We start from the raw sequence: 13251 nt of genomic DNA, 5'->3' as shown, positions 1-13251 counted from the left end.
ACCTTGCCAGAGTGAATCAGAATTTGTTAACCATTTAATGGCAGCCTCCAAATCAGGCAACGACTGGATCCGTATCGCGTAAGGGGGCCACGATGACCTTGGGCGGCGGAAAAGGGGAAGAATATGCGGGTTCTACTAATTGAAGACGATAGCGCAACGGCTCAAAGCATTGAGCTGATGCTCAAGTCCGAGAGTTTCAACGTTTACACCACCGATCTCGGTGAGGAAGGCGTCGATCTCGGCAAGCTCTATGACTACGACATCATCCTTCTCGACCTCAACCTTCCGGACATGTCCGGTTACGAGGTCTTGAGAACCCTGCGTCTTTCCAAGGTGAAGACGCCGATCCTCATTCTCTCCGGCATGGCCGGAATTGAAGACAAGGTTCGCGGTCTCGGCTTCGGCGCCGACGACTACATGACCAAGCCGTTCCACAAGGACGAGCTGGTGGCGCGCATCCATGCGATCGTCCGCCGTTCCAAAGGTCATGCCCAGTCGGTCATCTCGACCGGCGAACTGATCGTCAATCTCGATGCCAAGACGGTGGAAGTCGGCGGACAGCGCGTCCACCTCACCGGCAAGGAATACCAGATGCTCGAGCTGCTCTCGCTGCGCAAGGGCACGACGCTCACCAAGGAAATGTTCCTCAACCACCTCTACGGCGGTATGGACGAGCCGGAACTCAAGATCATCGACGTCTTCATCTGCAAGCTGCGCAAGAAGCTTGCCAATGCCGCCGGTGGCGCCAACTACATCGAAACTGTCTGGGGCCGCGGCTACGTTCTGCGCGAGCCGGATGGTGCCGAATACGCCGAAACTGCCTGATTTCAGGCTCTTTTCCGGGCGCGGCGTGGACCCGCATATCCAGGCATGACGCCAACGGACACTTTTTGAACGAACCCGCCCTTCGAGGCGGGTTTTTTCGTTGCGGCTTTGGCTCCTCGCTTGCCACTGGCGCGCGTACCGGGCCGTCACCGGGCAAAGGACGGCAGCGAAGCGCGGAGGAAGTGGCCACACCCACCTGCCCCTCGGCCCTGGTCGTTGGCACCACGTAAAAGCGCGACGACGGGACAGCAAAAAGCCGCAGCAATTGCCGCGGCTTGTTCAGTCCGGAAAAGAGATGCGGTTCGCGTCAGGCCGCCATCGACTGGCTGGCAAAGACGCTCGTCAGGATCTTGCGATCGAACGGCTTCAGCAGGAAATCGTCAGCGCCGGCGCGCTTGCCTGCCATCATCTTCTTCAGGTCCGCCTCGACGACGCAGTAGTAGATGCGAACCGAAGCGCCATTGGGCAGCCGCCTTATATTGGCGATGAGATCCAGAGCGCCCTCCAGGCCGGCATCGACCACGAGAATATTCGGCAGCTCGGCCTCACAGCGCACCAGCGCCTCAAGGCCGCTCGGCGCTTCGTAGACAAGGAAGCCCATGCCGGACAGGATACGTTTCCCAACCTTCCTGACGACATCCGAGCCGTCGGCAATCATCAAGCGCCGCATGTCCAACTCCTTCATGACTTACCTATACGCGTGCTCGCACGCTTGGAACAACCCTATACAAATTTGGCAAAGATTTCGTTACGGAGTTTGCTTAATGCGGGCTTTCCGGAGACTTTTAACGCGCTGAAAACATTAATATTTCAGTGAGCGGGTCAAAAGCTGGCAAAAGCGGACCGTTCAAGCTGCGGGCACGCAAATGTCCGGCGCGGGGCCATTGCCACGCCGCGCCCGACATGTATCAAAACAGAAAAAACTAGTGCCGGCCTTAAGCTTCAGCCGGGGTCATGCGCGCGGTGAAGATGATTTCCTCGCCGGTGGAAACGACGTCGATCGTCATGCCGGCTTCTTCGCCGAGCAGCACCGTGTAGTAGGGCTGGATCGAGTGCGCATCGACCGCTTCTTCCGGCGTGCCGGACAGAAGTTCGACCAGCCGCGGCGGCACGCGCATCATCCGGCCCCTGCAGACCAGCGTGAACACCGCATCGAGCTCGGGATTTTCGAGCGTGATGTCGATGACGCCCCCGCGCGGGATCGCGCCATAGGCGATGAGGAAGAGGTTCAAGAGCAGCTTGACCCGGTTCTTGGCGATGATGGCGCGTGGCCCGTGCCAGTTGACCTCGGTCTTCTTCTCGGCCGCAGCAAAATCCTTGGCCGCCTTTTCCGCTTCGCCGGTGTCGATCGATGCACCGACCGAGCCGGATGCGCCGAAGGCGAGACGCGCGAACTTCAAGCGGACCGACGCGTTGAGTGCGCTGGTGCGGATGAGGTCCATGGCGTCGGCGTCGGCACCGCCCTCGTCGAGAAGTTCCAGGCCATTGTTGATGGCGCCGACCGGCGAGATAACGTCGTGGCAAACCCGGCTGCACAGAAGCGCGGCCAGATCGGGTCCCGTCAATGTCAGGTTCGGATTCGTTGCCATCGTCTTTCCTTGTTCGGTTCCATCGGCATGCGGACATGAGGCACGCGCTCGGGCAGAGCCGATAATGCCTCAGGCGCACAGACGCAAGCCATGGGCTGCTCGGCGCAGCCGTTCATCAGTGGATCATAATGACACCACATTTGGTAAACCGATTGTTAAGACCATCGGTTCAAATTGCAGGGAAATGGTCCAGACCCCCGCTGGCCGCGCCATCACAGGCGATGCCGGCCATAGCAAACCCGCAAGCGAGTGATTTTCGCGCCTGACGGAGGAAACGATGCAGCAGATCATGAAGGCAGCCACGACGGCCAGCCGCGCTATCCTGGCGACGATGTTCCTGATGGCAGGCGCCATATCCGCCGCCCAGGCCCAGCAGGCAAACAGCCAGTATTCGATGCAGGAGATCGTCGATGCCGGTCACGGTTTCTTCGGTGAAACATCTGGCGGTCTCGCCAAGGTGGTGGAGCGCGCCTTTGAGCGCTACGGCCTCCCGAACGGCTACATTCTCGGCCAGGAAGGCTCCGGCGCCTTCATCGCCGGCCTGACCTACGGAGAAGGCGAGCTCAACACCAAGAACGCCGGTCAGCACAATGTCTTCTGGCAAGGCCCGTCGCTCGGCATCGACTGGGGCGGACAAGGCAGCCGCGCCATGATGCTGGTCTACAACCTGCCGAGCGTGCCGTCGCTCTACAAGCGGTTCGGTGGCGTCTCGGGTTCGGCCTATGTCGTGGCCGGCGTCGGCATGACGGTGCTGACCGACGAACAGATCGTCGTCGTTCCGATCCGCACCGGCATCGGCGCCCGGCTCGGCATCAATGTCGGCTATCTCAAGATGACGCAGAATCCGACCTGGAACCCCTTCTGATCCACTGCATGTTTCCTTAAATCCTATCCGATCTAAGGATAAAATCATGCAGCAATTAAAAGTGCTACAGCGACCTTTGCGCGTCTGATAAGACGCGCGGCGCTGTAGATGGCGGGTCCGCTTCGGCGAAATCCCGCCTCAAATACTTGCAGCGCACGAAACGTCATGTTTAGTGCAGCGAAGTAATATGAAGCGCCTTGCCCTGGCTGTAACGGTCGGGCGGGGCGTTTGCTTCCGGTCCAGCTTTGAAACGGCCAGCTCGTGATTGAATTCTCGCTCCTCTTTGCCCTGGGCTTCCTGACGGCGATCATCATCGGCCTTCTCGTTGCGCCGGCCATTCACCGCCGCATCGTGCGCTTTGCCGAGGATCGCCTGAAGGCGACCATGCCGCTCAGCCCCCAGGAAGTGCGGGCGCAGAAAGATGCCGCCCGCGCCACCTATGCCGCCGAGAACGCCCGCACGCTTCAGGCCCTGAAGCGCGAGCGCGACAAGGGCGTGTCACTGATGCTCACCAACGAAAAGATGCTGCAGGAGGCCCGCCGCGTGAGTGGCGAGAATGCCGACCTGCACGCCCAGCTTGCCGACATGAACGTCGAGGCCGCCGACATGCGTTCGGCGATCCGCCAGTTCGACCAGCGGCTGGAGCGCATGAAGGCATCGCTCGAAAGCGTCGAGCGCGATAATGTCAGCAAGACCGAGAATATCAAGACGCTCGCCAACCAGTTGGCGCAACAGGCCACCGATATTGACAATCTGCGCCTCGATCTCGCCGCGCGCGAGACCGAAATGGAGAACCTCAAGAGCCGGATCGCGGCCCTGCGCGACGAGCGCGAGGCGCTGCGCGCGGATTTGAAGACGGAAAGCGCCCACGCCAAGGAAATGGAACTCCGCCTCGCCCGAGACGGGAGCCGACTGCTGCGGCTGGAGGACAAGCTTGCGCGGGAAATGGCGACCAGCGCCGACCGCGAGAGCGCACTCGAACGGCGCGCCGATGAGATCGAGCGCCTAAAGACCAAGGTGAAAGACGTGAACCAGGAAATGCGGGATGCAGCCAAGGTGCTGCGCGCAGCAGGTGTCGCCTTCCCGGCGCGCAAGGACCGTCGCGCGAGCGGCAACGACGCTTCGGAAAGCGCTGTGGCCCGCCCTGCGCAAGTCGCCGATCAGCCCGCCGCACAGCCGCTGGAACCTGCGGCTCTTTCCGACGACCTCAAGAACCGCGCAACCGCGCTGTCGGAGCGACTGACCAAATCCAAGACCGCCGCCCATGACGATGCCTTGCGCGAAGAGGTTGCTGAAATCGCTGCCGGAATGGTGGCGCTGACGGCCACACGCGAAGGTGCGGCCTCACCGATCCTCAGCCTGCTCGCAGCTGACGAAAAGAACGACGCGGCAGGCCGCAGGAGCCTGGCAAAGCGGGCGAAGGAAATCCTGCCGCGGGAATAAAGCATATCGCGCAAAAGTGTGCAGCGGTTTTGCGATAACGACATGCGCAAATAAAGGAGCTTAGAGCGCAGTAAGCGAATCCTAGAGATCGCGACACGCTTTATACGCGCGTTCCGCGCAGCTCAGATCCGGTCGTTGATCAAGGCGACCTGATGCAGCGCGATGCCGGCTGCCATCGAGACATTGAGGCTGTCTAGCCCCGGCCGCTGGCGGATGCGCGCGGTGCGGACGGATTTCAGGATGGCCGGCGGCAACCCCTCCCCTTCCGTCCCGACGAGCAAGGCGGTGCGCTTGGCCGGCGGTATACCACCGATATCGGTTTCGCCGGCCGGCGAGAGGCCCCAGATCGCAAACCCTTCGTGCTGCAGCCGTTCGATCAGCGACGCCGCCGACCCCTCGCGCGCAAACGGCACCGTCAGCACCGAGCCGACGGAAACGCGGATCGCCTTGCGGTACATCGGATCGCAGCTCGTCTCGTCCATCAGCACCGCGTCGACGCCGAAGGCGGCCGCATTGCGAAACAGCGAGCCCATATTGTCGTGATTGGAGATGCCGCAGGCGGCGAGCACCAGGCTTGAAGCGGGAAGCGAGGCGAGAAGCGCGTCGCGGCCGGCAATGCCGTCACGGCGCCCAAGCGCCAGCACTCCACGGTGCATGTTGAAACCGGCGATCGCGTCGAACACCGGTGCCGCCGCGACATAAACGGGCACATCCGCGGGAAATCCCGCCAGAATGTCCTCTACGCCGGCCACGCGGCTTTCAAGAAGCAGAATGGCCTCGGCCGCAAGCCCGCGGCCGGTGTTATGCGCAGCCGCCAGCATGCGCAGCACCACCGTGCCTTCGGCGATGAAACGTCCCTGCCGGCCCGTCAGGTCCCGTTCCTTGATCGATACGAACCCGGCGATGCGCGGATCTGCCGGATCATCGATGCGGATCAGGGGCGAGGCGCTTGAGACCATACCGTCAGTTGGTCCTGACGGTGATGTCGGCAATGATGCGGCCAGCACCGATGTCGAAGACGATGGCACGCGGCTCGGCGCCGGGCAGATTGCCGTAGAAAAGCACCTGCGAGCCCGACAGCGCGACGTTGGTCACCGTGAACCCGGCAGGAAGGGCTGCGACCGCATTGACCGGCGCCTCGCTCGGAACGGCAATGGCCGCGGATTGCGCCTGTGCCGTTTCGTCGGTCCGGGTCAGCTTGTAGACAATCGTTCCGAGGACAGCCATAAGCATGACCAACATCACGCCTGCCGAGACGAGCTGCAGCCGCACCATCTTGCGGCGAACATTCTCCATCGCCGGGTCTAGCGGCTTGTCTTCCTGGTCATCGGGCGCGGTCGCGGTCATGGCTGGCCTTTTATCGGATTTAAAACGGAATGAACGACCCCTTTAAACAAGCAGCAGCCAATAGGAAAGTCCTGACGGCGGGCGAGGACGCCGCAGGGCGGCTCGATTCCTTCCTGACCGAGGCGCTTTCGGGCGAATTCTCCCGCAACCGGATCAAGAGCCTGATCGAGCAGGGTGCCGTTTCGATCAACGGCAAGCCGGTGACGGAGCCGAAGAAGAAGGTCCAGCCTGGCGATCACTTCGAGATCGACCTGCCCGAGCCGGAAGATCCGGAGCCGAAGGGCGAGGACATCCCGCTCGACGTGCTCTATGAGGACGACCATCTCATCGTCCTGTGCAAACCGGCCGGCCTCGTCGTACATCCCGGCGCCGGCAACTGGACGGGCACGCTCGTCAATGCCCTCATCCACCATTGCGGCAACAGCCTCTCGGGCATCGGCGGCGTCAAGCGGCCCGGCATCGTCCATCGTCTCGACAAGGAAACGAGCGGGGTCATGGTCGTCGCCAAGAACGATGCCGCCCACCGCCACCTGTCGGACCAGTTTGCCGACCACGGCCGCACCGGCCCCTTGGAGCGCGCCTACCGGGCGGTCGTCTGGGGGCGCCCGCGCCAATTGAAGGGGACCATCGACGCCCCTCTCGGCCGGGCAGGAGACCGCACCAAGCGAGCCGTGAAGCGCGAGGACAGCGACGACGCCCGTGAGGCGATCACCCATTACGAAGTTGTCGAGCGCTATCTGGAAAAGCCCGACGGCACCAGCCTGGCATCAACAGTCGAATGCCACCTCGAGACCGGACGCACCCACCAGATCCGCGTGCACATGGCCCATATCGGCCATCCGCTGATCGGCGACCCGGAATATGGCGCAGCCTTCCGCACCAAGGCCAATCTCCTGCCGGAGGCGGCAAAGTCGGTGGTCAATCAGTTTCATCGCCAGGCCCTGCACGCCTTCATGCTGCAGTTCGAGCATCCGTCGACCGGCGAGACCATGCACTTCGAGGCCCCGATGCCTGAAGACATGGAAGCCCTGGTCGAGGCCCTGCGGGGTGGAGCGCAACGCTCCCCTTGAAATTCGGCCGGGCGATTCCAATCTTAGATGCGCCTCTATTCGTGATCTGTCTTGCCTCCGGCGTCACATGTTAGTGAAACCGGACTCCTTGAATCATGCTTTCGCCGTACTTATTTTGTAGCCTCGTGGGGTCTTGACGAAGACCCACATGCCCGGCCTGCCGCCCGGAGGCCGGAGACTATAAAGGGGGGTGCTTCATGGCCCGAAACAATTTGCCGTCTATTGCCGCTGGTGAAGGCGGCCTCAATCGTTACCTCGACGAAATCCGCAAATTTCCCATGCTCGAGCCGCAGGAAGAGTACATGCTCGCCAAGCGGTATCAGGAGCATGACGACCGCAATGCCGCTCACAAGCTCGTCACCAGCCACCTGCGCCTCGTCGCCAAGATCGCGATGGGTTATCGCGGCTATGGCCTGCCGATCGGCGAAGTCGTGTCTGAAGGCAACGTCGGCCTGATGCAGGCCGTCAAGAAGTTCGAGCCCGATCGCGGCTTCCGCCTCGCCACCTACGCGATGTGGTGGATCAAGGCTGCGATCCAGGAATACATCCTGCGCTCCTGGTCTCTGGTAAAGATGGGCACCACCGCCAACCAGAAGCGGCTGTTCTTCAACCTGCGTCGCCTCAAGGGCAAGATCCAGGCGCTCGACGAAGGCGACCTGAAGCCCGAACATGTCAGGGAAATCGCAACGACCTTGAAGGTCAGCGAGGACGAAGTCATCTCGATGAACCGTCGCCTGTCCGGCGATGCTTCGCTGAACGCCCCGATCAAGGCGAGCGAAGGCGAATCCGGACAATGGCAGGATTGGCTCGTCGACGACCACGACAACCAGGAGCAGATCCTGATCGAGCAGGACGAGCTCGACAGCCGCAAGGCGTTGCTCGCAAACGCGATGAAGGTTCTCAACGATCGTGAACGCCGCATCTTCGAAGCACGTCGCCTCACCGAAGATCCGTTGACGCTGGAAGACCTGTCGACCGAGTTCGATATCAGCCGTGAGCGCGTGCGCCAGATCGAAGTGAGGGCCTTTGAAAAGGTCCAGGATGCCGTCCGCAAGGCGGCGCTGGAGAATGCCCAAGCCTTGCGCGTTGTTGAAGGCGCATAAGTCAGATTTGCATAAAACGAAACTAAAAAACCCGGCGAGGTTCTCGCCGGGTTTTTTTGTTGTCTTCCGTTCGACCTGTCCGGCGCTATTGCCCGGTCGCGGCCGTGTTGCCTGACGATCCCCAGGCGCGCATCGCCTGGCTGAAAGCCTCGTTGCCGCTCTGGCCCTTTTCGAGCGTCAGCAGTGCGCGACGGCCATTGCGGTATGTCAGCGGGATATCGATCCAGCCGCGGCTGCGCAGCAGCTCGGTGTTGCTGCCGACGGCTTCGGCAAAGTCGTTGAGCGCGATCATGTGGAAGTCGTCGGTGATCTTGGCGGGCACTGCGATCAGCGCATCGCCGCGATCCTGCTCCGTCCGCTTCATCGAAACACGCTGCACGCCGTCGATGGCGCCGCCCTCGAAGTTCTGCGGCAGCGAGAAGACGAACTCGACCACGTGGCTCGCCGGCAGGGACGGATCCGCATTGCGCTTGATCGTCATCAGAGCCGTCAGCCCGCGGTCCGGGACGGTGATCTGAGCCTGGATTGCCGGTTCCGGCTTGGCGTCGCCACCCGGAGACTCCTCCTTGACCGACCAGGCGACCGTTCCCGGAATGGCCGTCGGAGAGGATTGGCCGAGCCGCTCTTCATAGAGGAACATCTTCTCGCCGTTGGCAACAGCAACATCCGGCTGCGCCGGCTGTGCGCCGGGCTGCTGGCCTGCGGCAGGCGTTCCGGCTTCGGCACCTGGCGTGCCGGCAGCATTTTCCTGCGGCTTTCCAGCTTCGGTCTGCGGCGCGACGGACTTGCCTTCCTGTGCGGCACTTTCACCGTTCAGGACAGCTGGGCCATCATCCGTTTCCGAGCCATCGGCAAGCAGGCGCTGGGTAAATTTCGTCGACGCGTTGTCAGGGACAGCCGTGTCGTCATGCGCGCCGGGCTGTTGCGTCGCGGTCTCGCCGGTCTGCGCCGGGGGCGTGCTCTGTTCCGCGGGTGTCTCGCCGTTGCCGGAAACAGCCGACGTTATCGATGCCACCATGCCGGAGATCCAGGCATTGCCCGCTTCCCGGTTCTGCCAGTAGGCAAATCCGCCGCCACCGAGCACGAGCAGCAGGCCGGCGGCAATCGCCAGGCGCTTGACGCTGAAGCGCGAAGGCTTCGGTGTCGTGCGGTAAGACGTGGGGCGCGAAGGGGCAGCTGCTGGCATCTCGATGCCGCGATCGGCATCCTTGCCCATTGCGGCTCCCGCCGCCGTGGTCGCACCACCTTCCAGACCGAGAAGATCGTCGATGTGATCCCAGGCCGTACCCGCACGCTCCTGTTGGCTTGCGGTCTCGGCCGGGCCTGCGGCTGGCGCCGGCGATGTCTTTTCGACCGGCCATGACCAATCGGAAATTTCGGCGTCGCTGGCCTTCTGCGCGGGACGTTCGGTAATCGAGGCAAAGGGATCGTCGTCGTCGAACGACCACGAACGGCTGGCATCCGCCTTCGGCGCCGCCGGCTCGATTTCTACAGGCTTTGCCTCGACCGGATGCATGCCCAGAAGCTCAGGCGTGCCGGCATCGTCAACCACGTCGGCCGGTCTTGCATCCAGCGCGGCAGGCGCGTGAGCGGGCTTCGTGTCTTCCCAGTCGGGCAGTTCCCATTCCGAGCGCGCCGGCGTCTCTGCGGCAGGTTCGGCAGCGGGCGCATCCCACGTCACTTCCTGAACAGGCTCGGGTTCAGGCTCGATTGCCGGGGCAACCGGAGCGTGGTCATAGCCATCTTCAGCCACAGGCTCGGCGGCCGCGACGATTTCCTCGTCGTGCGCCTGCGCAGCGACCGGCAGCTCGTCCTCGACGGGCGGCTCCCAGGTCGTCACGGGCTGCTCCTCGGCGGCTTCGACCTGTTCGGCTGCTACCTCGGCGTCAGCCGGTGCTTCGACCGGCAGGGGCTCGGCATAGTCGTCCGCCTGCTCACCACTCTCGGCATAAGCCGGCTCGGCATCGCTGACGGCTTCCGGCGCCGGCTCGCTCTCAGCCGCGACCTGTTCGACAGCTTCCACCGGTTCCGGCTCCGCCGCCACCGGCTCGGCCGCTTCCACAACTTCAGCCTCTGGCTCGACCCGGTCGATCGCCGGGAGGGCCTCAGCATATTCGCTGTCGACCTCCCCGATCGCGTTTTCGAGCTTCGCCAGCTGACGATTGATCATATCGTCCGACGGACGCGGATTCATGTTCTCGAGCTGGCGACGCACGGCGGCGCGCGCCTTCTCGTAGACCTTATCCCGCATTTCAGGTGTGTTTTCCGACAGGCCGTCAACGGTCCTGCGAATAACTGCAACAAAATCCGCCATCAGAACTTTCTCATACGCTCAGGCATGTGTTTGCGATCACGACGCAATGTCAGTCCGCCGACACTAGTCCTCAAAGGGGTCCGTCACAAGTATTGTGTCGTCCCGCTCCGGGCTGGTGGAAAGAAGAGCCACCGGTGCACCGATGAGTTCTTCGACCTGGCGAACATACTTGATCGCCTGTGCCGGAAGATCTGCCCAGCTGCGTGCGCCGACAGTCGATTCCTTCCAGCCTTCGAGTGTAATATAGACTGGCTTTGCCGAAGCTTGCTGCGCCTGGCTTGCCGGAAGATGGTCGATCTGCTGTCCGTCGAGAGTATATCCGACGCAGATCTTCAGTTCATCGAGGCCATCAAGCACGTCGAGCTTGGTCAGGGCGATACCGGTGATGCCGTTGGCGGCAACCGACTGGCGCACGAGCGCCGCATCGAACCAGCCGCAGCGGCGCTTGCGCCCGGTAACCGTGCCGAACTCGTGGCCGCGTTCGCCGAGGAACTGGCCGATCTCGTCATGCAGCTCGGTCGGGAACGGTCCCTCGCCGACGCGCGTCGTATAGGCCTTGGTGATGCCGAGGATGTAGCCGAGCGAGCCAGGACCCATGCCCGAACCGGCAGCTGCCTGGCCGGCAACGGTGTTGGACGAGGTGACGAACGGATAGGTGCCGTGGTCGATGTCGAGCAATGTGCCCTGTGCGCCTTCGAACAGGATGCGCGCGCCCTTGCGCCGCGCCTTGTCGAGCAGCACCCAGACGGTGTCCATGAACGGCAGCACCTTGTCGGCAACCGAAGACAGTTCGAGCATGATCGCATCATGGCTGATCTCCGGCTCGCCGAGGCCGCGACGCAGCGCGTTGTGGTGCGTCAGCAGGCGATCGACCTTGGCCGGCAGGGTTTCGAGATCGGCAAGGTCCATCACGCGGATCGCACGGCGACCGACCTTGTCTTCATAGGCCGGGCCGATGCCGCGGCGGGTGGTGCCGATCTTGGTGCCGCTGTTGGAGGCGGCGTCTTCGCGGAAGCCGTCGAGTTCGCGGTGCAGCGAGAGAATGAGCGTGGCGTTGTCGGCAACGCGCAGGTTCTCCGGGGTGATCGTGACGCCCTGCTTGCCGAGCTTGTCGATCTCGGCGATCAGCGCATGCGGGTCGATGACGACGCCGTTGCCGATGACGGCGAGCTTGCCGGGACGCACGACGCCGGACGGGAGCAGCGACAGCTTGTAGCTGACGCCGTCGATCACCAGGGTATGGCCGGCGTTGTGACCGCCCTGAAAGCGCACGACGATATCCGCGCGTTCCGAGAGCCAATCTACAATCTTGCCTTTGCCTTCATCACCCCACTGGGATCCGACCACCACGACATTCGTCATAATTCTCTTCCTGTTGACGGGCGCAAGTAGGGTTGCGCTGTTCTCAAAACCCGCGCATCTATACTGTGTTGTCTCCGGGAAAGCGACCCCGTTATGACGGGCGTTCCGCCCTTTTTGCATGACAAGCGCTGGATTTAGCGCCTATATCTGGCGTCTCTCCCGCCCTCGCGGCAATCGATCCCCGTCATCCCAGCAGGTTGCAGCACCGTGAATTCCAGGGCCTATTTCTATCTCTGCGTTACAGCACTCTTCTGGGGCGGCAATTCCGTGGCCGGAAAAATGGCCGTCGGGCATGTGAGCCCGATGATGCTCACAACCCTTCGCTGGGTGTTTGCGCTCCTCGTCATCCTCGTGCTGATGACGCCGCAGATCCGTCGCGACTGGGACAAGATCAAGCAACACTGGCTGCAGCTGCTGGCCTATGGGGCGATCGGCTTCACCACCTTCAACGCCCTGCTCTATTCCGCGCTGAAATATACGAGCGCGATCAACGCGGTCATCCTGCAGGCCGGCATTCCGATGCTGATCTTCCTGTTCAATTTCATGCTGTTTCGGACCCGCGCCTCGATCGCCCAGGTGATCGGCTTCACCGTGACGCTGCTCGGCGTGCTGATCACCGCCGCGCACGGCGATATCGCCAGCCTCTTGCAGCTGGAATTCAACTTCGGCGACGCCCTGATGATTGCGGCCTGCATCGTTTATGCCGCTTACACCGTGGCACTGCGCTGGAAGCCCACGATGCATTGGCAGAGTTTTATCGCCGCACCCGCCTTTGGCGCCCTCATCAGCGCCATTCCGCTGCTCTTTTGGGAAATCGGCAACGGCACGGCGATCGCCCCTGATATGACCGGCTGGGTTATCGTGCTCTATGCCGCCATCTTCCCGTCGTTGATGTCGCAGGTGCTTTATGTGCGCGGCGTCGAGATGATCGGCGCCAACCGGGCTGGCCTCTTCATCAATGCCATCCCGGTCTTCGGCACGTTGCTGTCGGTGATGCTGGTCGGCGAGACATTCCATACCTTCCATTTCATCGCCCTGCTGCTTGTTCTCGGCGGCATCACCATCGCCGAAAAGGGCCGGCCCAAGCACTGACCGTGCGCGTCTGCGTAGTGAAGCCTTGCCAATGCAATCCCTAGACCTGGGGAGGCCCCTTAAGGCTTGATTAGCAGATGCATGTTTCTGTCCGACCAGATTTTCTTCCTGGGGCTAGGTCGTGTGGACTCTTGGGATTTCCAAGGGTGAGCAAATCAGATTCAAGACTGTCTTTTGGAGGCAGTCATGGGTGTTTTGGATCGTCTGATCCTTCGGGACGAGCAGTGGGAGCGGATATCGC

The 13251-nt window shown here is 62.2% G+C and carries 12 protein-coding genes; 6 read left to right on the top strand and 6 right to left on the bottom strand.

The genetic code is table 11. The features are described 5' to 3' along the window. Window positions 1–123: 123 nt before the first annotated feature. Window positions 124–825 carry a response regulator transcription factor CtrA gene (ctrA, locus tag AC244_RS15400; protein WP_025424706.1) on the top strand — a complete coding sequence of 234 codons (702 nt, stop codon included), beginning with the start codon at window positions 124–126 and terminating at the stop codon, window positions 823–825. A gap of 307 nt (window positions 826–1132) precedes the next feature. On the opposite strand, the gene AC244_RS15395 is transcribed toward ctrA, so the two are convergent. Continuing rightward, window positions 1133–1495 carry a response regulator gene (locus AC244_RS15395; protein ID WP_025424707.1) on the bottom strand — a complete coding sequence of 121 codons (363 nt, stop codon included), beginning with the start codon at window positions 1493–1495 and terminating at the stop codon, window positions 1133–1135. Window positions 1496–1760: 265 nt separating this feature from the next. Next, window positions 1761–2414 carry a histidine phosphotransferase ChpT gene (gene chpT / locus AC244_RS15390; RefSeq protein WP_053249710.1) on the bottom strand — a complete coding sequence of 218 codons (654 nt, stop codon included), beginning with the start codon at window positions 2412–2414 and terminating at the stop codon, window positions 1761–1763. A gap of 277 nt (window positions 2415–2691) precedes the next feature. On the opposite strand from chpT, the gene AC244_RS15385 reads away from it, so the two are divergent. Together AC244_RS15385 and AC244_RS15380 are read left to right on the top strand one after the other, a co-directional pair. Next, entirely contained in the window at window positions 2692–3279 is a 588-nt protein-coding gene (locus AC244_RS15385) for a DUF1134 domain-containing protein (protein ID WP_053249709.1), read from the top strand. Between the two features lie 261 nt (window positions 3280–3540). Next, window positions 3541–4722 carry a hypothetical protein gene (locus AC244_RS15380; protein ID WP_053249708.1) on the top strand — a complete coding sequence of 394 codons (1182 nt, stop codon included), beginning with the start codon at window positions 3541–3543 and terminating at the stop codon, window positions 4720–4722. Window positions 4723–4844: 122 nt separating this feature from the next. On the opposite strand, the gene AC244_RS15375 is transcribed toward AC244_RS15380, so the two are convergent. Together AC244_RS15375 and AC244_RS15370 are read right to left on the bottom strand one after the other, a co-directional pair. Next, the gene (locus tag AC244_RS15375; protein ID WP_053249707.1) at window positions 4845–5681 is read right to left on the bottom strand and encodes a TrmH family RNA methyltransferase; all 837 of its coding nucleotides are present in this window, start codon (window positions 5679–5681) and stop codon (window positions 4845–4847) included. Window positions 5682–5685: 4 nt separating this feature from the next. Then, window positions 5686–6069 (bottom strand): hypothetical protein, encoded by a 384-nt coding sequence (locus AC244_RS15370; RefSeq protein ID WP_053249706.1) that lies wholly within the window; start codon window positions 6067–6069, stop codon window positions 5686–5688. A 29-nt stretch (window positions 6070–6098) separates the two neighbouring features. On the opposite strand from AC244_RS15370, the gene AC244_RS15365 reads away from it, so the two are divergent. Both AC244_RS15365 and rpoH read left to right on the top strand, forming a co-directional pair. Next, on the top strand, window positions 6099–7139 hold the full coding sequence (locus tag AC244_RS15365; protein WP_053249705.1) for an RluA family pseudouridine synthase: 1041 nt from the start codon (window positions 6099–6101) through the stop codon (window positions 7137–7139). Window positions 7140–7336: 197 nt separating this feature from the next. Beyond that, window positions 7337–8242 (top strand): RNA polymerase sigma factor RpoH, encoded by a 906-nt coding sequence (gene rpoH / locus AC244_RS15360; protein ID WP_053249704.1) that lies wholly within the window; start codon window positions 7337–7339, stop codon window positions 8240–8242. An 85-nt stretch (window positions 8243–8327) separates the two neighbouring features. Here rpoH and AC244_RS15355 read toward each other — a convergent pair whose 3' ends face one another. Together AC244_RS15355 and AC244_RS15350 are read right to left on the bottom strand one after the other, a co-directional pair. Next, window positions 8328–10556 carry a hypothetical protein gene (locus AC244_RS15355; protein ID WP_053249703.1) on the bottom strand — a complete coding sequence of 743 codons (2229 nt, stop codon included), beginning with the start codon at window positions 10554–10556 and terminating at the stop codon, window positions 8328–8330. Between the two features lie 63 nt (window positions 10557–10619). Next, window positions 10620–11918 (bottom strand): adenylosuccinate synthase, encoded by a 1299-nt coding sequence (locus AC244_RS15350; RefSeq protein WP_053249702.1) that lies wholly within the window; start codon window positions 11916–11918, stop codon window positions 10620–10622. 207 nt (window positions 11919–12125) lie between these two features. Here AC244_RS15350 and AC244_RS15345 point away from each other — a divergent pair, with 207 nt between their 5' ends. After that, the gene (locus AC244_RS15345; protein ID WP_053249701.1) at window positions 12126–13010 is read left to right on the top strand and encodes a DMT family transporter; all 885 of its coding nucleotides are present in this window, start codon (window positions 12126–12128) and stop codon (window positions 13008–13010) included. Window positions 13011–13251: the final 241 nt, after the last annotated feature.

This window comes from Ensifer adhaerens (genome assembly GCF_001270265.1).
Lineage (GTDB): Bacteria > Pseudomonadota > Alphaproteobacteria > Rhizobiales > Rhizobiaceae > Ensifer > Ensifer adhaerens_B.
The sequence above is the reverse complement of the archived record's forward strand: the minus strand, read 5'-3'. Positions and strand labels throughout refer to the sequence as shown.

What these genes read in the sequence shown, in the direction of transcription:
- AC244_RS15375 (WP_053249707.1), bottom strand. Translation starts at nt 5,681, where the DNA reads ATGGTCTCAAGCGCCTCGCCCCTGATCCGCATCGATGATCCGGCAGAT.
- AC244_RS15355 (WP_053249703.1), bottom strand. Translation starts at nt 10,556, where the DNA reads ATGGCGGATTTTGTTGCAGTTATTCGCAGGACCGTTGACGGCCTGTCG.
- AC244_RS15365 (WP_053249705.1), top strand. Translation starts at nt 6,099, where the DNA reads ATGAACGACCCCTTTAAACAAGCAGCAGCCAATAGGAAAGTCCTGACG.
- rpoH (WP_053249704.1), top strand. Translation starts at nt 7,337, where the DNA reads ATGGCCCGAAACAATTTGCCGTCTATTGCCGCTGGTGAAGGCGGCCTC.
- AC244_RS15370 (WP_053249706.1), bottom strand. Translation starts at nt 6,069, where the DNA reads ATGACCGCGACCGCGCCCGATGACCAGGAAGACAAGCCGCTAGACCCG.
- AC244_RS15385 (WP_053249709.1), top strand. Translation starts at nt 2,692, where the DNA reads ATGCAGCAGATCATGAAGGCAGCCACGACGGCCAGCCGCGCTATCCTG.
- chpT (WP_053249710.1), bottom strand. Translation starts at nt 2,414, where the DNA reads ATGGCAACGAATCCGAACCTGACATTGACGGGACCCGATCTGGCCGCG.
- AC244_RS15395 (WP_025424707.1), bottom strand. Translation starts at nt 1,495, where the DNA reads ATGCGGCGCTTGATGATTGCCGACGGCTCGGATGTCGTCAGGAAGGTT.
- ctrA (WP_025424706.1), top strand. Translation starts at nt 124, where the DNA reads ATGCGGGTTCTACTAATTGAAGACGATAGCGCAACGGCTCAAAGCATT.
- AC244_RS15350 (WP_053249702.1), bottom strand. Translation starts at nt 11,918, where the DNA reads ATGACGAATGTCGTGGTGGTCGGATCCCAGTGGGGTGATGAAGGCAAA.